This window comes from Psychrobacter sp. CAM01 (assembly GCF_032842965.1).
Classification (GTDB): domain Bacteria; phylum Pseudomonadota; class Gammaproteobacteria; order Pseudomonadales; family Moraxellaceae; genus Psychrobacter; species Psychrobacter celer.
Genome location: NZ_JAWJBL010000005.1, coordinates 261605 through 286694 on the forward strand (window position 1 = coordinate 261605; position 25090 = coordinate 286694).

Below are 25090 nucleotides of genomic sequence, written 5' to 3' on the forward strand. Positions count from 1 at the left end.
TATAACTGCTGCTCCCTTATATTATCACTATCATGACCTTATAAAGATAAAACCCCTTATAGGGGCTTGTTTTTATAAGATACATGATGTTGTATCGTGATAAATTACTGTTCCTCACTTAAGCGCGTGTCGTCAATTAGCTTGTTAAAAGCTTCGTTGCTTTAAGATCTGTTGTTGTAAGCTCAATATTTTACACCTTAGCTATATAGTCAATGACATAAACGATGACACGCCCTAGCTCATTTGGATTTAGATTATGATGATCCGTTATGCTTCTTACTTCATTGCTGCCTTGCTGCCGTTACTGTTGTTTCGCTGGTTTGCTCCTGCCTCAGTCGGTGAGATAGATTTTTGGCTATTGTGGCTGCTGGCGATGGTATTGGTATCGCTGCCTGTGGTGTATGCAGAGATAGCGCTGGCGTATCGGAGCGTCGATGCGCCACTGGCTGGTATGCAAAAGCTGACCCGCGAGGCGGATGCTAGTCCGATATGGCGCAGTTTTGGTTGGCTTGCGGCACTGGTGTCGATTGTCATCGCTGCGCTGGTCATCTCGGGCGCTAGTACAGGTATCTTGGTGGCTTTGACGGCGCTTGATAGCGCGCCTGCGCTACCGAGCTTTGCAATGGCGGCAGGTCTGATGGTCATCGCTGTATTGCTGAGCTTAGTGGGTGTCGCGCCGTTACCGATTGGTCTGGGATTGATGGTTGCGGGGTTACTGCTGGGTGCGGTCAATGGACTGCCAAATATTGACTTTGCCATGACAGAGGTGAGCTTAGGCGAGTGGGCGCGCGCGGTTGCCTTGGCGCTGGTCAGTGTGGGGGCGGGTACGGGGCTGTATTGGTTCGGTCAAAGCTTGGCCAGCAAGCAGTCAGTGACAGCCGTCGGCGTGGACAATTACAATGCCCAAAAACCTGCTCGTAGCCGTCTGGCCGCCGAGCCGCGTGCGACCAAGCTGGTGCTACCGATTTGGATACTGCAGCTACTGGTCGGGATGATGGCTTTGTTTGTCAGTGGCATGGCATTGCCGCCTATCGCTCAGCTATTGTACTGGGTAGGGGTGCTATTCGTTGTCAGTTATTTGCTGCACTATAGTACTCAGCAGCTGGCGCATAAGTTTGGGCTGGTGGTGAGTTTGGTGATCACTTTAGTGGTGGCATTGGCGTTAGTTGTGGCGATTCCTGCCACTTGGTTGGTCGGTATTTTGGTCATTATCAGTAGTGTCGCGGTGCTGCTACTATCGATATTTGCTGGCTGGCAAATGAAAATCAGTCATTTGCGCAAGTCGCTTAATTTCGGTAGTGAAGGGTTTTATAACTTGTGGCGCGTGGCGATACGGTTGGTGGTACCACTGGCTCTGATATTGGCATTACTGGGTTGGGTGCTACAGTGGCTGAGCTAAATAACGACGCTATCACCGTATATCTGGCCTATGCCGAGGATGCCACGCGTCAGCACTACAAGTCACTACAGGTACGCCCTGATACCACGCTGTATGAAGCGCTATCGCAAGCAGGGTGGCTGACGCAGTTTGCCGCTTTGGCCGTGTGGTGCGAGGAGATGGCGGAGGTGGCAACCCCAATGGCGAAGCGCTGGCATGTGGGTGTCTATGCAAAAAAACAGCCGCTTAGCTATTGCTTGCAGCCTTTTGATCGTATCGAAGTCTATCGTAGTTTGAGCGCTGATCCGATGTCTCAGCGCAAAAACAAATCACGAATCTAGCGGCTTGTCAGCCTTTACATTATGACGCAGGCAAGCTCTCTATACCCTCAATGCGGCTGACCAAGCCATTATCATCAAAGTAGACAATCAGGTGTTGGCTGGCATTTTTGACATCAGCAATGCCTTGGCGTTGGCCTTCGGTGCCCGCTTGATAGTCGTAGATATAGTCCCAGCGCTTTGGCTCTAGGGTATCTTTAATCGCGGGACTGCCGAGGATGTATAGCACTTGGTTTTGGTTCATGCCCACTTGCAGCTTTTGTGCTTGAGCTTGGGTGATGGCAGTGCCTTGTGGTAAATCAATCTTATAAACACTCAGTAAAGAGCAGCCGGACATCGCGACGGTAGCGCTGAGCATACTAGTTAGAATAATGTTACGTAATGCGCGTGCAGGGCTGAACGGACGAAAAGTTAATGTCTTTATCATGGTAAGATGACTCATAAGAAATGGGTTAGGTGCGGCCACCATCAATGCTAAGGTGTCTGGCCGACTATCTTGAACAAATGATACGTCATTTACTTGCAATTGCCTACCACTTACGACATTATTTACCAAATGCTATCGAGGCGATTTGGTTATTTGTTTTTTAAATTCATAGACTTGCATTGATATTTTCGGCGAAATGATAGACCATATAGGCGTTGAAGATAAGCAAGGGTCATACGCGAGATATCAATGAATTGCAAAAGGCATGTTTGGCATGTCTTAGATAAAACACGTTTTATAAAGTAATTTTTTAGCTTATCTACCTCCTATTTTTTGGTTCTTTATTTGCTAAGACTGTCACAGTCACAAGGGATATTATGGCTTCTTTTACCAATCAAGATTTACGCAAAGCAGGGTTGAAGGTCACCTTACCACGTATCAAAATTTTAGAACTGCTAGAAAATGCAGAGCTGCATCATATGAGTGCCGAAGAGGTGTACAAGGCGCTGATCGACCAAGGCGAAGATGTGGGGCTGGCCACGGTGTATCGAGTATTGACCCAGTTTGAACAAGCGGGCATCGTCGAGCGTCACAACTTTGAAAACAATCTATCGGTGTTTGAGATCACCCAAGAAGAACATCATGACCACTTGGTCTGTGACCACTGCGGCAAAATTGTCGAGTTTCATAATGAAGCTATCGAAGAGGAGCAGCTCAAAGTTGCAGAGTCGCATGGTTTTAAATTATCGGGTCACTCACTGGTGCTATACGGTATTTGTGATGATCAAGAATGTAAGGACAGCGTCAAATAATAGCGGTTAAGTTATCAAAGTCTGATAAGGCTTTATCACCTTTAACCGTTTTGTTATTTGTTTAATGTTTAAACACTTAAATACTAGCACGCAGCAAAAAGCCCTCACGATTTTTGTGAGGGCTTTTTTATGGGCTTAATTGAAGCGCTAAGCTTATGTGATATCTAGCGACAAACCATCTGCGCCTTCGTCTAAAAGGTGGGCGCTGTTTTTGCTACTGAGCTTGATTTTTAGGCGCAAATCGTTTGGTGATTCAGCATGCAAGATCGCTTCTTTATAGGTAATCTCGCCGTTCTCATATAAATCAAACAGTGCCTGATCGAAGGTCTGCATGCCACTCTCTCGTGAACGCTTCATCACATCTTTAATCTCGTGAATCTCGCCTTTACGGATATAGTCGCTGATGAGCTGGGAGTTTAATAAAATCTCAATCGCCGCGCGTCGCCCTTTGCCATCCGGCGTTGGGATGAGCTGTTGGGCGATGATCGCTTGCAGGTTGAGCGACAAATCCATAAACAGCTGGTTGTGACGGCTGGTCTCAAAAAAATGAATGATACGATCAATGGCTTGGTTGGCGTTGTTTGCGTGCAGTGTGGCAAATACCAAATGTCCCGTCTCAGCATACTGAATCGCGTAGCTCATGACCTCGCGGTTACGAATCTCACCAATCAAGATGACATCAGGGGCTTGGCGCAGGGTGTTTTTTAAACCTGCTTCAAAAGAGTGGGTGTCGATACCGACCTCGCGCTGGGTAATGATACAGCCGCGATGCTTGTGGACAAACTCGATTGGGTCTTCGATGGTAATGATATGGCCTTGCGAGTTCTGGTTGCGATGGCCGATCATGGCAGCAAGCGTCGTCGATTTACCCGTACCTGTCGCACCGACCAATAGGATGATACCGCGCTTTTTCATCGCCAGCTCTTTGAGGACAGGTGGCAGGCGCAGCTCTTCGACGGTTGGGATTTTGTTTTCGATTTTACGCAAAATCATCCCAGCCATGTCGCGCTGTACAAACGCGCTGACCCGAAAACGTGCCTGCTTGGCTTCATCAGTGATGGCAAACTGACACTCGTTGGTCTCTTCAAACTCTTGCCGCTGACTGGCCGTCATGACACTTTGGACCAGTTTTAGGGTTTGGGCAGGGGTCAGCGGGGTCTTACCCACAGGCAATATCTTGCCATTCACCTTCATCGAAGGTGCCACTTCAGCAGTAATAAAAAGATCAGAGCCGTTTTTATTGATCATTAACTGCAATAGTTTATCAATGTCCATGTTGTACCCGCTTTCGATGTCAATCGCCTAAAAAAATATCTAAAATTATGTGATACGTGATGCCCGCAGTGATGCTGATACTGCAGAGCACTGCGTCAGTGCTGTCTTAATGGCAAATCACCGCCTATAAAAAAGTCTCAGGCTGCTTGGCATAAGGGCGCGCCACGTCTTTGCTGATGGTGCCTTTGGCCACGAGGTTTTTTAAAGTCTGGTCAAGGGTGATCATACCGTCGCCTGCGCCTGTTTGAATCGCCGAATACATCTGGGCGATTTTGTTTTCGCGAATGAGGTTACGGATGGCTGGCGTACCCAGCATGATCTCGTGTGCGGCGATACGGCCACCCGCTTGACGGCGCAGCAAGGTCTGTGAGATGACTGCCTGTAGCGACTCTGAGAGCATGGCGCGAATCATGTCTTTTTCGGCGGCAGGGAACACATCAATCACACGGTCAATGGTTTTGGCCGCTGAGCTGGTGTGCAAGGTGCCAAAGACTAAGTGACCGGTCTCAGCTGCTGTTAGTGCCAAGCGAATGGTCTCAAGGTCACGTAGCTCACCCACCAAGATAACGTCGGGATCCTCACGCAGTGCCGAGCGTAAGGCTGGCTCAAACCCCAAGGTGTCGCGGTGTACTTCGCGCTGGTTGATGAGGCTTTTTTTCGATTCATGGACAAATTCGATGGGGTCTTCGATGGTTAAAATATGCTCTTTGCGGCTCTCATTGATATAATCAATCATGGCTGCCAGCGTCGTGGATTTACCAGAGCCGGTCGGGCCAGTCACCAGCACCACGCCGCGTTTGAAGTCTGACACGCGTTTGAACACATCGCCCATCCCCAAATCTTCCATCGTTAGGACCTTAGAGGGAATGGTACGAAACACAGCACCTGCGCCGCGGTTTTGATTAAAAGCGTTTACCCGAAAGCGGGCAAGATTGGGAATCTCAAAAGAAAAGTCCGTCTCAAAAAACTCCTCAAAATCGGCGCGCTGCTTGTCATTCATGATGTCATAAATCAGCTGATGCACCGATTGATGCGTCATCGCTGGCATATTGATGCGCGTCATCTCGCCATCGACACGAATCATGGCGGGCATACCGGCTGAAATATGTAAATCAGATGCTTTATGTTTAACCGTAAAACGCAACAAGTCTTCGATGCTTAAGGTGTTTTTTTCAGCCATAATCGGATAGTCCTATCAGTCAAAAAAGGTCAAACAAAAGATGATAAAAGCCAATGATAGTGTGATGCTAATATCTAGCGCAGCAGGACACAGCCTTGAATAAGGTGATCCGCCAGCCTACCCTGTCTTTACCATGACGCTTATATTCAGTAGCATATGTTAGACCATGTAACAATATCATAACAAGACTGCTGGCATTTAACCATCTACTGCCCAAAGAAAATGTAAAATTCGTCTAGCGTTGTAGGTCGCAGGATGAGGAGTGAGACAGTTAATGTCAGACCCAGCTGTTAGACCCAACCACAACGGGCGAAGCTTATAAACAAACCTATATAACAACAGCGAAAATACTATGGATAAGCAATACTTAATCGACAATTGGCAACGCGTTCATGCACAGGTGGTGGCAGCTTGTGAGCAAGCGGACTCTCAAGCCGAGCAGGTAACACTACTGGCCGTCTCCAAAACCAAACCTGCACAGATGATCGCGACTCTGGCGCAGCAAGGTCAGCGCCACTTTGGCGAAAACTACTTACAAGAAGCGCTCGAAAAAATCAATGAGCTACAAAGTCAACCTGACGCTGAGCATATCGTTTGGCATTACATCGGCAGTATTCAGCGCAACAAAACCCGTGCCATCGCTGAGCATTTTGATTGGGTACAAACGGTCGAGCGCGGTATTATCGCCAAGCGCTTAAATGATCAGCGGCCAGAGGATTTACCGCCATTGAACGTATTGGTGCAGGTCAATATTGATGATGAAGACAGTAAGTCAGGCTGTCTGCCAGCCGATTTGCCTGAGCTGATAAGTGCCATGAAGCGCTATGAGCGTCTGATACTGCGCGGACTGATGATTATCCCTGCCAAGACAGATACCAATGCCTTTGCCCGTACCCAGCAGCTGTTTGAAGACATTAAAGATAAGCACCCAGACTTGGTGCATTGGGATACGCTGAGCATGGGCATGAGTGGGGACATGGCGGACGCCATCGCTCATGGCTCGACGATGGTGCGCGTGGGTACCGCCATATTTGGGTCGCGAGAGTAGATGCTTGTCCTATCTTCTCTCTAACCATTCTCCAGTTACCCTGTCTCATCAAGTCTGGTGACCAGCATTTGGGTAATTTTGAGGTTGTCGGTGGCGATGATCTCAAAACGATAATTGGCGTATTCGATAGAGTCGGTCTTTTTGGGGATTTTGCGCAGCATATACATCATAAAGCCGCTGATGGTTTCATAGTTTTGGTTGCGCGGCAGATTGACGATATCGAGCGCGCGCACCACATCTTCGATAGGCGTCATACCATCGATCAGCCATGAGTTGTCGGTGCGCTGAACGATAGGCTGCTCCTCTAATGTCACAAGCTCGCCCATGACGATGCTCATGACATCTCTCAAGGTAATGACGCCCACCACCAAGCCATACTCATTGACGATGACGGCAAAGTCAGCACCTGTGGATTTAAACATCTCCAGCACTTCAAACAATGACAAGGTGTCTGGCACAAACAGCGCTGGTTTTATCAGGGATTTGTCCGTGAGGCTGACTTCTTGTTTATTGAGTACCAACGCCAAAAAACTACGAGATTCGACATAGCCGATGATATGCTCTAAATCATCGTCATGACAGACCAAAAACTTATTGTGCGGCTGTTCAATCATCGTCTCGACGATTTGCTCGGTGCTCATTTTGGTATCGAAATACACGATATGCTCGCGCGGGTTCATCACTGAAGTGACGGTACGCTCCTGCATCTCAAAGATGTTTTCTATCAAATGATGCTCTTGTTTTTTGAGCACGCCTGCCTCGGCACCAGCATCCATCACCGCATAGATGTCTTCTGGCGTGATGTCATCTTGACGAATGGTGGAGATACCAAAAAACTTAAACAATATATTGGCCGCGCCGTCAAATACCCAAATAACAGGTTTGAAGATAAATGTCAGCGCCATCATTGGCCGCACCAAGCGCACGGCAAAAGCCTCGGCATTGGACATCGCCAAGCGTCTGGGCATCAAGTCTGCGAGCAAAGAAAACATGCTGGTGATGAGGACAAAGGAGGTGACTGACGAGACGGCTTCGTTTTTTACCACCAATTGAAAATAAGGGCTGATAGCAGACTCACCGATGGCGCCGGCGGAGATGGCAACGGCGTTTAACACCACCTGCACCACGGTGATAAAGCCACCAGGATTTTCTTGCATATGTAGCACATCAAGGGCGCGTACTTCTCCTTCTTTTGCTATGATTTGTAGCTTGATCTTGCGAGCAGCAGCAATGGCAATCTCAGCGCCAGAGACAAAGGCACTCAAGGCAAGTAATAAAAGCAGAAACACACTAGCGGTTAGCAAACTCATGACAGACTCGGTAGAAAGGTAAGATTCATTAAAGATAATGAAGAATTAGCATAAAAAGAAAAACAGCATGGGTATAGAGTCCTTATGTATAAAAACCAAAAAAGCTGGGCAAGCACCCAGCTAATCATAAGGAGGTAAAATAATATTAAGCGCTGCTCTAGCTTCTAAGTTAGTAAAGACTTAGACACTAAAGACGAAAGCGCTGAGCGTTTAGCCTTTGATTGACCACTTATTGACCAGTGGATAGCGGCGCTCACGGCCAAAGGCTTTGTGGCTGATTTTGGTGCCGATAGGAGCCTGACAGCGTTTGTATTCGCTGTTGTCCACCATCTTGATGACCTTGGCCACCATAGCTGCCTCAAACCCTTTATCGACGATTTCTTGATAGCCCATGTCTTCATCGATATACGACATCAAGATGCTGTCCAATACATCATAATCAGGCAGGCTGTCTTGGTCTTTTTGGTCAGGACGCAGCTCAGCGGACGGCGGCCGTGTGATGACGCGCTCTGGAATCACAGGCGTGTCTTCTAGGCGGTTACGGTAGCTTGCCAGCTTATATACTTGTGATTTATAGACGTCTTTTAGTACATCAAAACCGCCTGCCATGTCGCCATATAATGTTGAGTAACCAACTGCCAGCTCTGACTTGTTGCCAGTGGTGATGACCAGATGACCGAACTTGTTGGACAGTGCCATCAGTACCACACCGCGCGCGCGCGCTTGGATGTTTTCTTCGGTGGTATCAGCAGGCGATTTATTAAACAGTGGCGCTAGGGTATGACGGATACCTTCCACCGCATCAAAGATTGGGCAGACAGTATAAGAAACGTTTAAGCGGCGCGCTTGTGCTTGCGCGTCCTCTAAGCTGATCTGTGAGGTATATTCGTACGGCATCATCACTGCATAGACTTTATCTGCGCCCAGCGCGTCGACCGCGATACAAAGCGTCAAGGCAGAATCGATACCGCCTGACAGGCCGACGATGACACCTGAAAATCCTGAAAGATTGACATAATCACGTAGCCCCACCACCAATGCTTGATACATCTCCGACTCGCGGCTCAAGCTCAGTGGCGCTTTGGTTTGGCTGTCGAACTTGGCTGTTTTGACATCTAAAGTGGCCAGCAGTAATTGGCTCATAAAACGCGGCGCTTCGTGGGCGACGCTGCCATCTGCTTGTATCACCATCGAGCCGCCATCAAACACCAAGTCATCTTGTCCGCCCACGGCATTGATATAGATAATAGGCAAGTCGTTTTCGCGGCTGCGCTTGGCCAGCATGGTCTTGCGGTTTTCTTGTTTTTCGATCTCAAACGGTGAGGCGTTTAGGCTGACGATCATATCAGCGCCTTGTTTTTTTAGCTCAGCGACTGGGCCTTTTTCCCACAAGTCTTCACAGATGAGCAGACCGATGGTGATACCTTTATAGTCAAACAGTACTTGATTGCGGCCTTTATCAAAGTAGCGGCGTTCATCAAACACGCCATAATTTGGCAAAATTTGCTTATGATAAAAGCCTTTTTGATGACCATTATGTAAGATGGCCGCTGAGTTGAAAGTACCGTGATGATCGACGTGCGGATAGCCGACAATCATGACGATGTCGTCGATATCGCTTAGGGTAGATAGCGCGCTTTTGACGCGGCCTGACAAGCTTGGGCGCAGCAATAGGTCTTGTGGTGGGTAGCCCAATAAGGACAGCTCTGGAAAGACGATAACGTCGGCGCCTTGCTCACGTGCTTGCAGCGCTAAGGTACGCATTTTTTCGGCGTTGGCGGTGATATCACCGACCAAAAAGTGTGACTGCGCCAGTGCAAAAGTAACGGTCTCTGGCGGCTTGCTGGTATGACTGGCCTCGCTCGAGGGGTTTAGATTGGGATTATCAGTGTCTTTTGACATTGTTATTTTTCCTATCGATATAGTATTTAAAATGTGGTCAGGCAGTGTGGGTCTAAAAATCCAACATTCATTCAAACAACATTTATGCAAAATAATGCGGTTATACAGCACTGGTATAGACCGCTTGATTATTAAATCATACAGCGCCTAGATGAAACTTTCGCTTTGAGAGAAGGCGTAAAGCGGCACCTGATACGTGCGCCAATATTCTGCTAATCTCTCAAATTAGCGTCATCGATAACACGACGCTAACCTCTTGATTTGATATCAAAATGGCGATGTCCATGTGATAGCGGCTTTGTAACGGTCTTTATTTTATGGTGGATTGCCATTGATGCGCCCAAAAAGCGTAAAATAATCGCTTTAGTATAACATCAATTACCGTGACAAATAGAACGCGCCGGTGAATTACCTGATGAGGTATCTGCTGCAAATGGGTAGAAGCGCGCTGCTGTCGGTGATGGTTTTTATCGACCAAAACCCTATGATGCAGTGTGGTTATTGTGCTCATAGCTCGGTAAGATTGTATAGAGAAAGTTGTAAGTAAAGATTACAACATAGCGTTATTTATTTGGGATATTTTATTGCATAATGAGGGTTGATAATCGCTTTGATTTTGGTGTGTTTTTATAAAAAGAATGGCCGCTAAATGTGTTACGGTATCATAGGACTTGCTACTGCTATCGTGATGGTGTTATCGCTATGAATGTTGGACAAACCCTCGCTTGTGAATACGACTTATGGACATGATCTATAGACGGATATTCATCACCCATTTATAAACTTGTCAGCAAAGCTGTGATGGTCTTTGCTGTCAGCCCTTGGTTTATACGCTATGATTGAAAACTGGACAAAAGAATTTATTATTCAGCGCCTGCTGGCCATTACCTTATTGGTTGCGTTATTTGTACTGTGCTTTCAGGTGGTACAGTTTTTTATTGTGCCGGCTTTGTGGGCGGCGATTTTGGCGTATGTGACGTTTCCTATTTATAGTTTTTTTCATGAAAAAGTAAAGCTCAGTCCAGACTTTAGCGCGGCGATTATGACCGTGAGTATCTCACTTATTATCGGTATACCGCTGGTCATTGGGGTTTTTATTTTACAACAAGAAGCGTTGAGCCTTATCAGTAACTTGATCTATCGTATCAAGGTGGGCTATCTGGATGTGCCAGAGTCCATCAAGGACCTGCCAGTTATCGGTCAGCAGGTCAAAGATATCTTGTGGCGCATCAATAAAAACCCAGAGGGCACGCTAGAAGCGTTTCGGATGTGGGTGCAGTCACATTTATATTATGGCAAAGTCGCCTTCGATGTGGTGTTTAGTGGACTTGCCAAGCTGGGTATGGCATTGATGACGCTGTTCTTTTTTTACCGAGATGGCACCAGTTTGGTACGGCAAATACGCCAAGCCTTGCGCAATATCATTGGCAATCGCATCGATGGCTATATTGATTCGGTCGGCACGACGACGCGAGCGGTGGTCTATGGCATCGGGCTGACCGCGCTGGCGCAGGCTTTGCTTGCGGGTATTGGCTATTATTTCTCAGGCGCGCCCAGTCCTATTTTATTGACCATCGTCACCTTTATTATTGCCTTGATTCCGTTTGGGACGCCGTTTGTGTGGGGCGGGGTGTCGGTCTGGCTGCTAAGCCAAGGCCATACAGTAGAAGGTATCGGTCTGGCACTGTGGGGGATATTTGTCATTAGCTGGGTGGACAATTTGATTCGGCCTATCGTCATCAGCGGTGCAACCAAGATTCCTTTTATTATTATATTTATCGGGGTATTGGGCGGGCTGACAGCGTTTGGCTTTGTCGGTCTGTTTATCGGGCCTGTGGTACTAGCCATCGGTCTGGCCGTGTGGCGTGAGTGGATATCTCAGCATAAAAATGAGATATTTGCTCAGCAAGACGTGGTACTGTCTGAGACTCAGACGCTGCCAACTGTGACTAAATCAGAATAGAGGTGCACGACCATGTTAAATAAAAACGCGGATGTGGCAATGGAAAATAAACCAAATGCAGCAACAGACCTCACCATCGTGGCCGATAGCAATATCGCCAGCTTGTCTGAGTTTTTTAATGATAATACGCTCAGTGGGACGACAGGTCGGCGCGTGCGTATGATCAAAGTGGCAGGGCGCGATATCGACGCGCAGCTATTGGCAGATACGCAGCCCAATGTCTTACTGATACGCTCAGTGACCCAGGTCAACGCAGATTTATTGAAAGACAACGACAGTGTGAGGTTTGTCGGTTCGGCGACGATTGGCACCGATCATGTCGATCAAGATTACTTAGCGGCGCGACGTATTCACTTTGCTAATGCAGCAGGCTGTAGCAAGCACTCTGTGGCGCAGTATGTGCTGAGCGCTATTTTGACCTTGCGGCCTGAGTACTGGCCGCCGTCATCGACGCCGCCCACAGTGGGCATTATTGGACTGGGCAATATCGGTAGTACCTTGGCGCAATATGCCAGTAGTCTGGGCTGGCAAGTGCTTGGCTATGATCCGCTGCTACCAGCTTCAAGCCTCAATAATGCCAGCTTTGCGCAAGTCATCAAACAAAGCGATGTGGTCAGCCTGCATGTGCCCTTGACCGACAAATCGAGTGCGACTAGTGCGGCGGGCAGTACCAATCATAGTAGTCATGCCAGTAAGTACCCAACGCGGCATTTGATCGACAAAAGCGCTCTGGATGCGATGCCAGCCAGTACCTTATTAATCAACAGTGCTCGCGGGCCCGTCATCGATGCTGCTGCCTTGCAGGCGGATATTGAGCGTACCGGCCGGCAAGTGGTGCTCGATGTCTTTGAGCATGAGCCGCAAATTGAAGAAGCACTGCTAAGCAAACTGGCGATTGCCACCCCGCATATCGCCGGCTACACCTTGGAAGGTAAGCTGCGCGGCACTCAAATGATCTATGATGCGCTCTGTGAAAAACTCTCAATCAGCCCTGTGCAGTCGATGCATCAGCTGCTACCGCTCAATATGTTTTTGTGGTCTGAGCTAAAGGCGCACCCTGATAGGCTGGTTAAGTTTTATGACATCATGCAAGATGATAAAGCACTGCGAGCCACGCTCGCTGATGGTCAGGTAAAGGCCGCGGCTTTTGATCAGCTGCGCCGTGATTATCATTTGCGCCGCGAGTGGCAGTTTTAGGCGTATATTCCATAGGTTTTTATAAAAAGTTGTAGTACATCATCATGAGTTCCAAAGCACCAGTCACATCAAGCCCAAACGCTTGCTCTCAGCCCAGTTATGCGCCGACCATGACGCTTGCCATGGCACAGCAGCGCGCGCATTTTATGAGTAAGGTGCGGCAGTTTTTTGCAGCGCGGCATGTGTTAGAGGTGCAGACGCCGCTACTGTCGCAAGCGGGCAATACCGATACTTTTTTGCAGTCGGTCGCCGCGGCGGTCACTTATCAAGACAAGCCGCGCACCTACTATCTACATACCTCGCCTGAGTTTGCCATGAAGCGTTTACTCGCCAGCTGGCAAGTGCCGATTTATCAGATCTGTCCTGTGTTTCGAGACAATGAGATAGGAGCGCGGCATAATATCGAATTTACCATGCTGGAGTGGTATCAGCCTCATTATAGCCTTGAGGATATGGCCGCCGAGCTGGGAGCGCTATTAGAAGCGCTATATGGTCATGCAGTGGTGCTCAGTCATTATCGCTATGTCGATGCTTTTATGGATTTTGTCGGGATTCATCCGCTGACCGCTAGCCTTGCGACGCTACAAGCAGTTGCAGAGGATAAAGGGCTGATGGGGTTTGATTTTAATGCGGGCATCAATAAGGCCGAAAAAAACGACACCGGTCAGAGCGAGGAGAGCATCCGCCAAAGCTGGCTTGACTTGCTGTTTAGCCACGTCGTTGAGCCAAACTTAGGTCATGATCTGCCGACGCTGATTATTGAATACCCACCAGCGACGGCAGCACTGGCAAAGACCGCGGTGGATAAAGAAGGTAATACCGTTGCCAAGCGTTTTGAGCTGTATATCAATGGCATCGAGATTGCCAATGCGTATGATGAGCTGGCAGATGGGCCAGCGTTACGCCAGCGTTTTGAGCAGGACAATGAGCGGCGTCAGCAGCATGACCTGCCAGCCATGCCAATCGATGAGCATCTATTGGCAGCCTCTGATGCGCTGATGCCCTGTAGCGGCATCGCGGTTGGTATCGATCGGTTATTGATGGTGACAACAGGGGCGCGCAGCTTAGAGGATGTGATAGCCTTTCCTAGTGGTTTGGCGTAACTGTGCTATAAGCGTTCTGCGTCAAGTCTTTTAAGAGACCATCATAAAAAAGCGAGTCAAGCAAAAAGGCTGACTCGCTTTTATCTTTTTCAGCTGTAACGGTCGTTTATCTACTACAACGTGGCGATGGCTTCGTTGATGGCGGTCTCACCATTATGTAGACTAAAGACTTTTTTGATGGTATTGTTTGCGTCCAATACCGCAGTCAAGGTCGCCGCCACATCTGCAATCGCATTTTCGCCTGCATTGTCATCGTTGATGGTGATTTTACCAGTACCTGCACGTTCCTTTAGGGCCCCTGCTTGTACGATGGTATAGTCAAGCGTGCTGTCGTTGACCAGCCACTGATCGGCATAATGCTTACAGATATAGTATTCTTTTAGATCAGCTATGCCAGGAGTGTCCCACTTGCTGGTGTCTAACGAAAACACCGTGCTTAGCATGATATAGCGTTTGATGCCTTTGTCCTCTACCGCTTGCATGGTCTTTACAGCGCCATGTAAGTCCACTTCTAAAACATCTTTGCCACCTGAGCCTGCGACAAAATAGACCGCATCGATATCTTGCTCTATTTGCTCGGCGATGGCGTCTTTTTCGGCGGTGATATCTAAGTCTAGCTGACGGTAATTGTCGTTATCAAACAGTTTTTTATCCTGACGCGTGGTACCGATGACTTGATGGTCGTCTGCCAATAGTTGCTCGACCAAATCTGTACCCACACGGCCACTTGCTCCAATCACTAAAATTTTCATATGCCTTCCTATTGTTATATATAAATTACGATGACGTTTTCGTTTTTATCATTGAGCATTTGATAATGCGGTGTTTTAAACGATACTGCCTGTTGCCAATGTCATCGCCCTATCAAAGCGTGTCTGAAAACATACATCTTAAAAACTGCATATAGACTAACAACAATAAACGGCACACTTCGTTATGAAGCGTGCCGTTTGCATAGTGTTTGGTTATAGAGTGTATAGGTTTTGCAAGAGTCGCAGAAATACGCGGGAGATCAGCGTACCAGCTTGTTTAGACCATCGGCAAAGGCTTTTTTGTCACGCTCGCCATAAGGCTTTTGTCCACTCATCTCTTGTGGCTCTAAAACGCCAGTGCCGCGCATGGTATCCATAAAGTCACGCATGTTCAGCTTTTGCTTGATATTTTCTTTATTATAAATGACGCCGCGCGTGGTAAGCACCAACGCGCCTTTGTCCAAGATATCATTGGCCAAAGGAATATCGCTGGTGATGGCCAGATCGCCTGCCTGTATTTGCTCAACGATATAATCATCGGCTTTATCAAACCCCGATGGTACCACCGTCATGGTAAGGAGGAGTGAGCGGCGCAGTTTAATCGGCTGATTGGCGACGAATATCGCCGCCGTTTGCGTGCGCTCAGCAGTTTTGATAATCAAGTCTTTGGCAATGGATGGTACCGAATCTGCATCTACCCAAATCTGCATTATTGTTTGGCCTGTGTGGTTTTGGCCTGTGTGAGCTGTGCCTTCGCCTCACTGTCCACTTGGCCCTCTGTAGCTTGGGTTACAGCGGTGTTAGCGGCCTTGCTATCGAACAATTTGGTATTTTGGGCAGCACTGTTCGTTTGTGGACTGGCCGGCTCTTGAGGCTTTTGGATGGCAGCGTACTCTTTATCCAAACCGACTTTGTTGGGTAAGATGGCGACCAGCTTGGCCATCGAAGGCTCTAAATCAGTGACGTCATTGGGCATCAAGGTGATATGAGCGATTTTACGATCGTCGCGCTCAGCCTTGTGGTAGCTGTGATAATGGGCACCATCGATAGCCAGTACGTCGCTGATGTTAGGGTATTGACCCAGCACATTGACCATAATCGCTGGATGGACGTTATCAGTATCGCCTAATGGCAAATCGACCACCGCGCGGATATGGTTTTCAAATTGACTGGTAATTGCCCCTTCGATGCTCCAATGCCCAGAGTTGTGTACCCGCGGCGCAATCTCATTGGCCAGCAGATAGTCATGACCGCGCGCGTCCTTGGTGACAAACAGCTCAAGCGCCATCACGCCTACATAACCTAAATGGTTCATGATCGTGGTGATGGCTTCTTTAGCCTGGCTAAAGATGTGGCTGGTGCCGACAGCAGGCGCTTGAGTCTTGGCCAAAATACCATGATGATGGTGGTTTTCGACCAAATCATAACAGCGCACACTACCGTCTTGGGCGCGCGCCGCAATGATAGACACCTCGCGGCTAAAGTTGATAAAACCTTCGGCAATCAGCGGCGCTGGGGTAGGCGTTAGACTGCCTTTACCGCTGACCGCGTCTTTGAGGTCGTGCCAAGCTTTGGTGATATCGCTGTCTTGTTTGATGACATATTGGCCTTTGCCATCATAACCGCCGCGACTGGTTTTTAGAACGATGGGCAGCCCTAACTCATCGCAGGCTTGCTTTAACTGAGCCTCAGAGCTGACTTCTTGGAAAGGCACCGTGGCGATTGCTAAGTCGTTAAACATCCGCTTTTCTTTTAAGCGGTCTTGAGCGATATCTAAGGCCACTGGCGGCGGAAACATGCCTTGCTTGTTGCCTGATTTTGAGAGGCTGGCCAGTTTTTCGACCGTGGCAGTTGGCGTGTTTTCGAACTCTAAGGTAAAGACATCGGCCGCTGCGATAAAGTCATCGAGCTGCGCGCTTGAAAATACTGTGCCATAAAGGCTGGCTGGGCAGTCAGCATTGTCCTCTAAAAACACGCATTGATAGCCGAGCGGTAGCGCAGCTTGGGCGAGCATCATGCCCAGCTGACCACCACCTAAGATACCGATGGTACGGATAGTTTGAGTAACAGGATAAGCATTGGCTGTGGTCATGATAGTAACTCTTTGAATAAATAATGGATGAAAACGAGCGTATTAAAATAGGAAAAGGCGCAATGTCTGCACCTTATTCTTGGGTGAACCCGCATGCTAAACGCACATTTTAAACAATCGCTAGACGCGCTAAGATGAGTGATCGCTTGGCTTTGCATATTGTTGCATGGTGGTTCCTAGTGGTTATTGCGTGTGGTTATCTCGACTAGTTATTTCACGCGTTGTTTTGTATGATAGCCATCAGCCCAGATACCATAAATAGCTAAGCGGATTGATTAATGATACCTGGGGTTGGGCTAGCAAGGATGGTATCGGTTTGCGTCTGACGCAGCGTATCGAGCTTGCTGGCCACCGCTTCGTCATGTAATGCCAACACTTGAATCGCCAGCAAAGCGGCGTTATATGCGCCTGCTGTCCCAATAGCGAGAGTGCCGACCGCCACGCCTTTTGGCATCTGTACGATAGAGAGTAGGCTGTCCCAACCGCTGAGCATGGAGGACTTGACCGGTACACCAAAGACAGGGAGCGGCGTTTGGCTGGCACACATACCAGGCAGATGTGCCGCCCCGCCAGCACCCGCGATAATCACTTGTAGGCCATTGTCTTTTGCACGCTTAGCGTAGTCAAACAATCTATCAGGCGTACGGTGCGCTGAGACCACTTCGCAATCAAAGGCAATATCAAAGTCGGCTAGCAGCTGGGCGGCGGCGCTCATGGTGGCCCAATCAGATTGTGAGCCCATGATGATGCCGACTTTTGGCTGGCCAGCAGGAGAGGCGATAGGGTTAGGTTGAGTCGTAGCTGATTGGGTGCTCATGATGCGATATCCTCAAAAAGACCATCATACAAAAGTTTTGCCGCATTCGTAAAGCCAAGATTGAGGTTTCGCTATATTATCGCGTCTTTGTCCCCTCAGGCATCACAGAAGTGTTAGCAGGTAGCGCTCATCATACGCGGTCTTAGTGCTGATCGTGACGATACTGTACAAAACTATCTGCGGTGAGTGGTAGTGGTTTGGTCGTATCAAGCTGATAGCACGTTAGATAGCCGCTGTCTACGGCGGCAGAATAATCTGTGCAAGCGACTTGCGCGCTGAGTGGCTCAGGCGTACCTGTCAGCCAATAATGCCCGACAAACACAGGCTTGTGGGTCTTTAAGGCAAAATCGATATTATCAGCCAAGACGTCTTGAGGAATCTGTGCCAATGCCGAGGCGGGCGCGCGAGCGATTTCGTACAGCGTGCGCTGGTTCAACGCATCCAGCCACCAGCGTACCCGTACTCGCTTGCGCTCCGTGCCTTCTTTATCGACCATCACTAAGCCGTCTGGCAAAGGTGTCTCCACACCTTTTAGCACTCGCTCTAGCGCATCAAAGGCCGGACTAAACTCACGCGAGGTCACCTCAAGCGCATGCGGCGTCAGACAATTATCTGCGGTGAGCAATGGCTTTAGTACAGCCATGCTATCTACATCCCAGCAGGCATGGACAAAACAGGCATAGTCAGTCTCAAGCCACAACGGAATCTCATAAAAACGCTTGAGCCAGTACTGATGCGCCTTTGAGCCAAAAGGCACTTCTGCCAAAAACGCCTCGTGTTGACGGGTATGCACCGCATCGTGCGAGCGCAGATACTCGCCAGGCGCGTCCGGGTCGGGGGTGGCAAAAGCCAGCGCGTTATACTCATGATTGCCCATTACCGCATCGGCCACATCAGCGTCTAGCATGGCAAACACAATCTCCAACGTCGCCAATTGCTGTGGCCCGCGATCCATCAAGTCGCCAATAAACAGCGCTCGATGACCCTTTAGCGGCACAAAGTATTGGCCATTATGGACATAACCCAACTGCTTAAGCAAACCGACAAGTTTGTCTGCGTAGCCGTGAATATCACCAATAACATCTATAATCATAATGAAACAACATAAAGGAGAAGTTATGCGCTTATAAAAACGCAATACATAGAAAGTCAAACCATCAATGAGATGATTGTCTATCGGCCATTATCAGCCATAGCCATAGCGGCGCTAAAAACTTGGCGACAGCAGCGCGTTGAGAAAATGCGGCAAGACACGCGGCTCTAAAACAATCGTGGCCACCACCCCAAACGCGCCGCCCCACATATGCGCCATATGATTGATATTTGAGCCGCCGCGCCTATCTGCATAAATACTATAAGCCACATACGCTACTGCAAACAAAATCGCCGGAATCGGAACAATGGCAAACAAGTAAAGGCTTTCCCACGGTGCCAGCAAGATAAAGGCAAACAGCACCGCTGAAACCCCGCCTGACGCGCCAAGACTCAGATAGCTGGCATTGTTTTTATTTTTTAGATAGCTTGGCACTATGGCGATAATAATGGCAAGCACATAAAACACCACAAATCCATAGCCAAATAAAAACGGCTGGTATAGCCCTTCGATAGCGCGACCAAAAAAATACAGCGTAAACATGTTAAACAATAGATGCATACTGTCGGCATGAATAAAACCATGCGTCACAAAACGATCCCACTGACCGTTGTTTACCGCTGGTGGATAAAAAATAAAACGGTTAAACAAGCGTTTGTTTTGCCATGCCAACAAGCTGATGATAACCGTAATAATAATGATAAGAGTGGTATGGTTTAACAAAGAAAAATCCTTAGGCCGCGCCTGATGTATGACAATGCGACAAATGACAACGTTCAAAGCCTAAGCGTTACGGCTGCATAAAAACTGACGATCGTTACTAGCTTCATAACCAAGGGTTTATGATAAATTGTGTTTTTAGCGATAGTCCACTTAAAAATCAATACGCTAAAATTGTGCTCCTAGAGGGCTACATTTTACTTATCGGCTGTGCCTACTGAACCTATATCACTTTATTTTTATGTATCTTAAGTCTACGTAATCCTAGCATAAGCCGTATCGGGCCCAGCCCTACGCTAGCGGTTTTATAACAAACCCACTATTGCTGATCGAGCACCGAGGTCAATCATAATACTAACAGTAGTTGAGCCAATGCCAAAATCTATTATGTGACAAAACGCTGCATTTTTATGCTTTTCTGGTGAATAATGTAGCCGTGCAATGATTGAGAGCAGTCAAACCTGACTAAGGTAACGTTTGAGCGGGCATGATAGGTCATCAATGTCGGCGTGGTTTTGCGACACTGGTGTTTTTATCTAAAGCTTACAGCCAGTACTTTTTCTTTACCGATACTGCTTTTCAATAGCGTCAACCCTAGTCATAATAAAACACAAGCTTGTCATTTTGTAACTTTCCATCAATGGCCGATAGAGGCAGTCGTCTATGAGTATCATCGATCAACTAGAGCAAACCGTGACCCCAGCTGTCTTAGGTGAGCAGGCGAGTCACCAAAGCGTGGCTTATGTCAGTTTGCTTGAGCAGTTTTATGCGGTTTTGGCTGCCCGTTTGGCTCAGCCAGATATATACTCTGAGCTATTGCGTAGCGATGAGATAATCCGTGCAGATGCGGCTGTAGAGCGTCCGTTTTTTACGCAGCTATGGCCAGACTCTGCAGTAAAGCAAGAGATGATACAAGCGCTGGCAGCCGATCATCATATTGATGAAACCGCGACCAAACAGCTACTGATCAATGCCGCGCCGCTGGTCTATCGGGAGCTTATGATCTTGGCAAATGGCCAGTTTTTGCCCGCATTTCTACAGCAGCAGATGTCAGAGCTGCGCCCATATTTACCGATATGGTCAGCACCTATCATCACCGCGGCTATGGCTACGGCCAGTATAGGCAGACCACCAAAACCCGATGCGGCCGCGCCTAGTGTATCGTCAACTGCCGAAACCAGCGGCGGCTTAACTGATCCTGAGACGGCTGCCGAGGCAGCGACGGTTACCCATGCGCCTATTAACCCAAACGATACCGATGACTCTAATGCACGTGCCTATGGTACACATGGTTCTGAGGGGCATTTTAATAAAGCAGGTAGCGCTATCCATGCCAATCCAGCGGCGCATCATCTGGCCAAAAACACCAGTCTAAAGCAAGAAAGGGTACGCAGCCGTAATCAGTGCCGTGACTTGTTGGTGCGGGTGTTTTTGTTGTTGCTGGCGGTGGCTGCGCTTGGCCTTGCTTTATGGGCGTTTGTCCTAAAACCCAATAGCGCGCCGCCAGCCGAGCCAGTTGTCACCGAGCCTGTGTCCGTGCCGCCTGCGCCTGAGCCAGTAGCCGCGTCGACGCCCGTTGAGGTTATTGTAGGTGTGGACGATAGTGGCAATCTATACACTTGTAGTGCGATTGTCGGTGATACAGCACTACAAAACACCTTGCAGCAAGCGCTCAGATCAAGCTTTGGTGAGCAGGCAACGATATGTCAGTTTACCGTACAAGAAGGGGTTGCCAACAGTATTGCTAATTTACCAGCGGAGCTATTGCCCAATATGTTGACGATGCTAAGATCCACGCCCTTTGCCCGCTTGCATCTACAAAACGATCGACTTACGCTAGAAGCGCCAGATACTATGCTGCTACAGCATTTGCTCAGTGAGATGCGTGCTTTGGCGCCAGCCATGGTCATCGATAGTACCGCACCCATCCCTTTGCCTGATAACCCGAGCGCGGCAAACAGCGAATTGGGTGATGCTGACAGTCTGAGCAATGATGCATACCCCAATGACCAGTATCTCAATAATGCTACTGGTACTGGCGAATATCAGGCAACAGACGATGAAACAGGCGATAGCGTTATGCCTGCGCCCAACAAGGATGCCAGTATACCAGCCGATATGCCCAACACGGCTCCTAATGACCTGCCCAATAACATGCCGTCTAATGACAACCAAGCTAGGCCATCAGGCCCTATTTCGCTATCAGAGGTAGATGAAATGGCAAGTAGTATAATCGTCGCCGAGCCAGCAAAAGTTAGGTAGCGATGTGAGGCTACAGATGGATCGTTTTACTAAAAAATTGTCTCTGTGTTCTCCTTTAAGTCTTTCTCTAAGTCTTTTTCTAAGCTTTTGTCGGACAGTCGCATTTGGGCGGGCTTTAGGGTGAGATAGTTACGTGTCTCAACTGAAACATTACTTAACGTAGCATTTGCACAACAACCTGTTGATTGTGAACGGATACTTAATACTTTTATAATAACAAAAGTTGAATGTATGAGTTGAACCTACAAAGTGTTGAACCTATAAAGTATTGTTAAAAAAAGCATTGTGAAGAGTGTAATTACATAAATACGTATTAACGGAGGAATTATCTAATGGATATTATCAGTCATCTAACACGGACCGTCAGCCCTGCAGTACTAGGAGATGATCACAGCCCAGCCAAAGAAAGCTTGCTTGAGCAGTTTTATGCTATCTTTGCCGCGCGTCTTGCTGATCATGATACTTATGGACGCTTTGCAAATGAAAACATCGCCCGTGACGATCAAGGGTTTTATGACCGCGTCTGGACAGAAGGCGCTCACCGCGATCAAATCTCGCGTGAGCTGGCGGACAAGCACAATGTCGATGCTACCGCCGCTCGCGGCTTGATTGCGATGGCAGCACCGCTCGCATTTCATGAAATCAAAAGCTTAGCAGGCACCACGCCTGTGCCGCAGTTCTTAAATGATAATTTGGCCAGTTACCAGCATCATATCCCGGCATGGGCAAGTACGGTCTTGCCAGCTGGTATGTTGGCGGCTACCCCAGCTGCGGGTACTCGTATCTCTGATACCACCAGCACCGCGCCATTGCAGCATACTGAAGAAGAAAAAGGCAGCTTTATGAAAGCGCTGCTACCGATTATTGGTTTGATTATTTTGGGGGCATTGGCATGGGCGCTGCTCAGAGGCTGTCAAGAAAACCCTGAGCCAGTTGCCACACCAGTCGCCAGTGAGCAACAAGCAGCAGGCGATGAGCAAGTGGCAGTTGCCGCAGATGTAGAGCCTGCCTCACTGCGTATCGCGACAGGCGAAAACAATGAGCTGTATGCCTGCCGTATGAATGCCGGTGACGAAACCCTACAAAGCAAAGTGATGAACGCATTGACAGCCGCATTTGGCGATGAAGCCAATAAATGCCGCGCAGACGTCGATGATAACTTTGCCACCGATATGCCAGCCGCCGCTCAGCTTGCTTCTATTTTGCCCATCGTCAAAAACGTGCCAAACGCCAGTATGCTCATCAAGGGTGATACCATCACCGTCAATGCCCCAGACGAGGCTGCGTTACAACAGTTAGTGACCGATTTACAAGCGGCTGCGCCAGCCATGACTGTTCAAGCGGAAGGCCCACTGGACTTACAAGGTGAGATTGACGATAGTCTAACGGCCGCTGATGCCGCTATGAACAACTTGGGTGAAAATCCAGACCCTCGTGATGTGGCGCGCGCGCTGAGTATACAAGTGATTAATTTTGAATTGGACAAAGCGATCATCCCTGATGCCAACAAAGCGCTACTAGACCGCGCGGCCAAAATCATCACCGAAGTACCAGATATGAAGCTGATGATTATCGGCCATACAGATAGCCAAGCGTCTGATGACTACAATATCGAGCTGTCACAAGAGCGCGCCGATGCTGTCAAAGAGTATTTGGTCGCCCAAGGAGTCGATGCCAGCAAATTGGCCACCAAAGGTATGGGTGAATCAGAGCCAATCGCTGATAACTCAACTGAACAAGGCCGTTTCCGCAATCGCCGCATCGAGTTTGTAGTGAACGATGAGTTCAACGTGGCAAATGCAGATGCTGGCACGACAATCAGTAACGATGCGCTTGATCCAGACTTAAACCCGCTAGATAGCAACAACGATGACTTATTGCCAGATGGTGATGACGTCACCCAAGGTAGCGTTATCGATCCAGCAAACTAATATCAGCTGCGTTCAAATATCAGCTACGCTCATAAAAACCGCATTTTAAAATGCGGTCTTTATTTATCAAAAATGCAATGAACACAAAATAAAGTATAGAATTTAGGATGTGTCCTCACTTTAAAAATGGCGATAAAAACGAGCAGCGCTTATTTATAAGCGGTGGGGTCTATTGAGTCACTAGCAGAATAATTAGCAGATGTCTCGGCCGCTGCAAAAAACGCCTGCGTTACGTTTTGCTTGGCTTGCTGCCAGTGGTCAAACTGCTGACAAGTTGACTCAAGATCGCCTTGCCATGCAGGTATCTTGCCGGACATAGATTTGACACGGTTTTGGTTGGGATAGGGCAGCTCTTGCGCTGCTTGGGCGGCTTCATGAGCCGCGATACGGTCATTACAGACCAAAGCAATATCGCAGCCTGCGTTGATGGCCGCTTTTACCCGCGCACTGACATCGCCTGCCGCCTGCGCACCTGCCATCGACAAATCATCTGAAAACAGCACGCCATCAAACTTTAACTGCTCACGGATGATGTCTTGTAGCCAAATCTTTGAAAACCCTGCAGGTTTATTATCCACTTGCGAAAAAATCACATGGGCGGGCATCAGCGCATCGAGCCATGGTAGGGTTTGGGCAAATGGCTGCATATCACTATTGATGATCTCATCCAAGCTGCGATTATCAATTGCTTCTGCCACGTGTGAGTCAGGTGCGATGGCACCGTGCCCAGGGAAATGTTTACCTGTGGTTGCCATGCCAGCGGTTTTCATGCCGCGCATAAACTGAGAGGCCAAGGCAATGATGGCTTGCGGCGCTTGATGAAAGCTGCGATCGCCGATGACTTGGCTGATACCGCCTCTATCAAGCACAGGCGCAAAGCTCAAATCAATCCCCACGGCCAGCACCTCTGTCGCCATCAGATAGCCGCAGTCATAAGCGAGGCTCAGCGCCTGCGCCGGATCTTGCTCAAACCGTTCACCCAGCTTGCCCATCGCTGGCAAAGGGCTAAAGCCGTTGCGTAGTCGTGCCACGCGTCCACCTTCTTGATCGACGCCGATCAAGATATCAGGGTTGTGGTAGCGTATGTCATCACACAGCTGGCGCACTTGCGCGGCGTCAGTGACGTTGCGGGCAAACAAAATCACACCGCCGACTTGTGCTTGTTTGATTAAACTGACATCTTCAGCGGTCAGGGCGGTACTATCGATATCAATCATTAAAACGCCATACATTGCGTTATCCTTTTTGGTTATTACTTGATAAGTGGTTATCTTAAAATACGGCTGTTACTGTCATTTAATAAGATTAACAATAAGGAGTACTAAGGCGGGTGACGGTATTTGTGAAGACTGTACAGCTTAAGTCCCGTCGGCTCGCGACAGACATGCCTTAGTATATTGTGTAGATGGGCTTATTATGACAGTTATTAGGCACGGCGTATAATGCGCCAGATAAATGGCTTTAAATTTATAGGCTTATGAGGTTTAATG

General features: G+C 48.5%; 21 protein-coding genes. 9 read left to right on the forward strand and 12 right to left on the reverse strand.

Annotated elements, in window-relative coordinates; translation table 11 throughout:
• The first annotated feature begins 256 nt into the window (after window positions 1-256).
• A complete protein-coding gene (locus R0I52_RS02750) occupies window positions 257-1399 on the forward strand; it encodes a hypothetical protein (protein ID WP_317053053.1) in 1143 nt (380 codons plus the stop codon).
• On the forward strand, window positions 1387-1719 hold the full coding sequence (locus tag R0I52_RS02755) for an RnfH family protein (RefSeq protein ID WP_317053054.1): 333 nt from the start codon (window positions 1387-1389) through the stop codon (window positions 1717-1719). The genes R0I52_RS02750 and R0I52_RS02755 overlap by 13 nt, the downstream gene beginning before the upstream one ends.
• Before the next feature lie 19 nt (window positions 1720-1738).
• On the opposite strand, the gene R0I52_RS02760 is transcribed toward R0I52_RS02755, so the two are convergent.
• On the reverse strand, window positions 1739-2158 hold the full coding sequence (locus tag R0I52_RS02760) for an outer membrane protein assembly factor BamE (RefSeq protein WP_083608584.1): 420 nt from the start codon (window positions 2156-2158) through the stop codon (window positions 1739-1741).
• A gap of 362 nt (window positions 2159-2520) precedes the next feature.
• Here R0I52_RS02760 and fur point away from each other — a divergent pair, with 362 nt between their 5' ends.
• Entirely contained in the window at window positions 2521-2955 is a 435-nt protein-coding gene (gene fur, locus R0I52_RS02765; protein ID WP_075101773.1) for a ferric iron uptake transcriptional regulator, read from the forward strand.
• A 153-nt stretch (window positions 2956-3108) separates the two neighbouring features.
• Here the strand turns inward: fur and R0I52_RS02770 are convergent, their stop codons facing one another.
• Both R0I52_RS02770 and R0I52_RS02775 read right to left on the reverse strand, forming a co-directional pair.
• A complete protein-coding gene (locus R0I52_RS02770; protein WP_317053055.1) occupies window positions 3109-4230 on the reverse strand; it encodes a PilT/PilU family type 4a pilus ATPase in 1122 nt (373 codons plus the stop codon).
• Between the two features lie 124 nt (window positions 4231-4354).
• Window positions 4355-5410: a type IV pilus twitching motility protein PilT gene (locus tag R0I52_RS02775; RefSeq protein WP_317053056.1), complete on the reverse strand. Its 1056-nt coding sequence runs from the start codon at window positions 5408-5410 to the stop codon at window positions 4355-4357.
• Window positions 5411-5762: 352 nt separating this feature from the next.
• On the opposite strand from R0I52_RS02775, the gene R0I52_RS02780 reads away from it, so the two are divergent.
• Window positions 5763-6458 (forward strand): YggS family pyridoxal phosphate-dependent enzyme, encoded by a 696-nt coding sequence (locus R0I52_RS02780; RefSeq protein WP_317053057.1) that lies wholly within the window; start codon window positions 5763-5765, stop codon window positions 6456-6458.
• 35 nt (window positions 6459-6493) lie between these two features.
• On the opposite strand, the gene R0I52_RS02785 is transcribed toward R0I52_RS02780, so the two are convergent.
• Entirely contained in the window at window positions 6494-7768 is a 1275-nt protein-coding gene (locus tag R0I52_RS02785) for a hemolysin family protein (RefSeq protein WP_317053058.1), read from the reverse strand.
• A gap of 210 nt (window positions 7769-7978) precedes the next feature.
• Entirely contained in the window at window positions 7979-9670 is a 1692-nt protein-coding gene (locus R0I52_RS02790; RefSeq protein ID WP_317053059.1) for an NAD+ synthase, read from the reverse strand.
• An 835-nt stretch (window positions 9671-10505) separates the two neighbouring features.
• Here R0I52_RS02790 and R0I52_RS02795 point away from each other — a divergent pair.
• From R0I52_RS02795 to epmA, 3 genes are read left to right on the forward strand one after another with little or no spacing between them, the layout of a single operon-like run.
• Entirely contained in the window at window positions 10506-11633 is a 1128-nt protein-coding gene (locus R0I52_RS02795; RefSeq protein WP_105244748.1) for an AI-2E family transporter, read from the forward strand.
• 39 nt (window positions 11634-11672) lie between these two features.
• On the forward strand, window positions 11673-12830 hold the full coding sequence (locus R0I52_RS02800; protein ID WP_317053087.1) for a 4-phosphoerythronate dehydrogenase: 1158 nt from the start codon (window positions 11673-11675) through the stop codon (window positions 12828-12830).
• Window positions 12831-12874: 44 nt separating this feature from the next.
• Window positions 12875-13933, forward strand: a complete 1059-nt coding sequence (gene epmA, locus R0I52_RS02805; protein WP_317053060.1) for an EF-P lysine aminoacylase EpmA — start codon at window positions 12875-12877, stop codon at window positions 13931-13933.
• 113 nt (window positions 13934-14046) lie between these two features.
• Here the strand turns inward: epmA and R0I52_RS02810 are convergent, their stop codons facing one another.
• The 6 genes from R0I52_RS02810 to R0I52_RS02835 form a co-directional block, all read right to left on the reverse strand.
• Complete coding sequence (locus tag R0I52_RS02810) at window positions 14047-14685, reverse strand: NAD(P)H-binding protein (RefSeq protein ID WP_075101765.1); 639 nt, start codon at window positions 14683-14685, stop codon at window positions 14047-14049.
• A 260-nt stretch (window positions 14686-14945) separates the two neighbouring features.
• Entirely contained in the window at window positions 14946-15395 is a 450-nt protein-coding gene (locus R0I52_RS02815) for a YaiI/YqxD family protein (RefSeq protein WP_317053061.1), read from the reverse strand.
• Window positions 15395-16777 carry a 5-(carboxyamino)imidazole ribonucleotide synthase gene (locus R0I52_RS02820; protein WP_317053062.1) on the reverse strand — a complete coding sequence of 461 codons (1383 nt, stop codon included), beginning with the start codon at window positions 16775-16777 and terminating at the stop codon, window positions 15395-15397. The genes R0I52_RS02815 and R0I52_RS02820 overlap by 1 nt, the downstream gene beginning before the upstream one ends.
• Window positions 16778-17039: 262 nt before the next feature.
• The gene (purE, locus tag R0I52_RS02825; protein ID WP_201584144.1) at window positions 17040-17594 is read right to left on the reverse strand and encodes a 5-(carboxyamino)imidazole ribonucleotide mutase; all 555 of its coding nucleotides are present in this window, start codon (window positions 17592-17594) and stop codon (window positions 17040-17042) included.
• A 142-nt stretch (window positions 17595-17736) separates the two neighbouring features.
• Window positions 17737-18687, reverse strand: coding sequence for a metallophosphoesterase (locus R0I52_RS02830; RefSeq protein ID WP_317053063.1), 951 nt, complete (start codon window positions 18685-18687; stop codon window positions 17737-17739).
• 114 nt (window positions 18688-18801) lie between these two features.
• Window positions 18802-19410, reverse strand: a complete 609-nt coding sequence (locus R0I52_RS02835) for a rhomboid family intramembrane serine protease (RefSeq protein ID WP_317053064.1) — start codon at window positions 19408-19410, stop codon at window positions 18802-18804.
• A gap of 660 nt (window positions 19411-20070) precedes the next feature.
• Between R0I52_RS02835 and R0I52_RS02840 the strand changes: the two genes are divergently transcribed.
• A complete protein-coding gene (locus R0I52_RS02840; protein WP_317053065.1) occupies window positions 20071-21669 on the forward strand; it encodes a hypothetical protein in 1599 nt (532 codons plus the stop codon).
• Between the two features lie 332 nt (window positions 21670-22001).
• Window positions 22002-23600, forward strand: a complete 1599-nt coding sequence (locus R0I52_RS02845) for an OmpA family protein (RefSeq protein ID WP_317053066.1) — start codon at window positions 22002-22004, stop codon at window positions 23598-23600.
• A 149-nt stretch (window positions 23601-23749) separates the two neighbouring features.
• Here R0I52_RS02845 and nagZ read toward each other — a convergent pair whose 3' ends face one another.
• The gene (gene nagZ, locus R0I52_RS02850) at window positions 23750-24832 is read right to left on the reverse strand and encodes a beta-N-acetylhexosaminidase (protein ID WP_317053067.1); all 1083 of its coding nucleotides are present in this window, start codon (window positions 24830-24832) and stop codon (window positions 23750-23752) included.
• Between the last annotated feature and the right edge of the window lie 258 nt (window positions 24833-25090).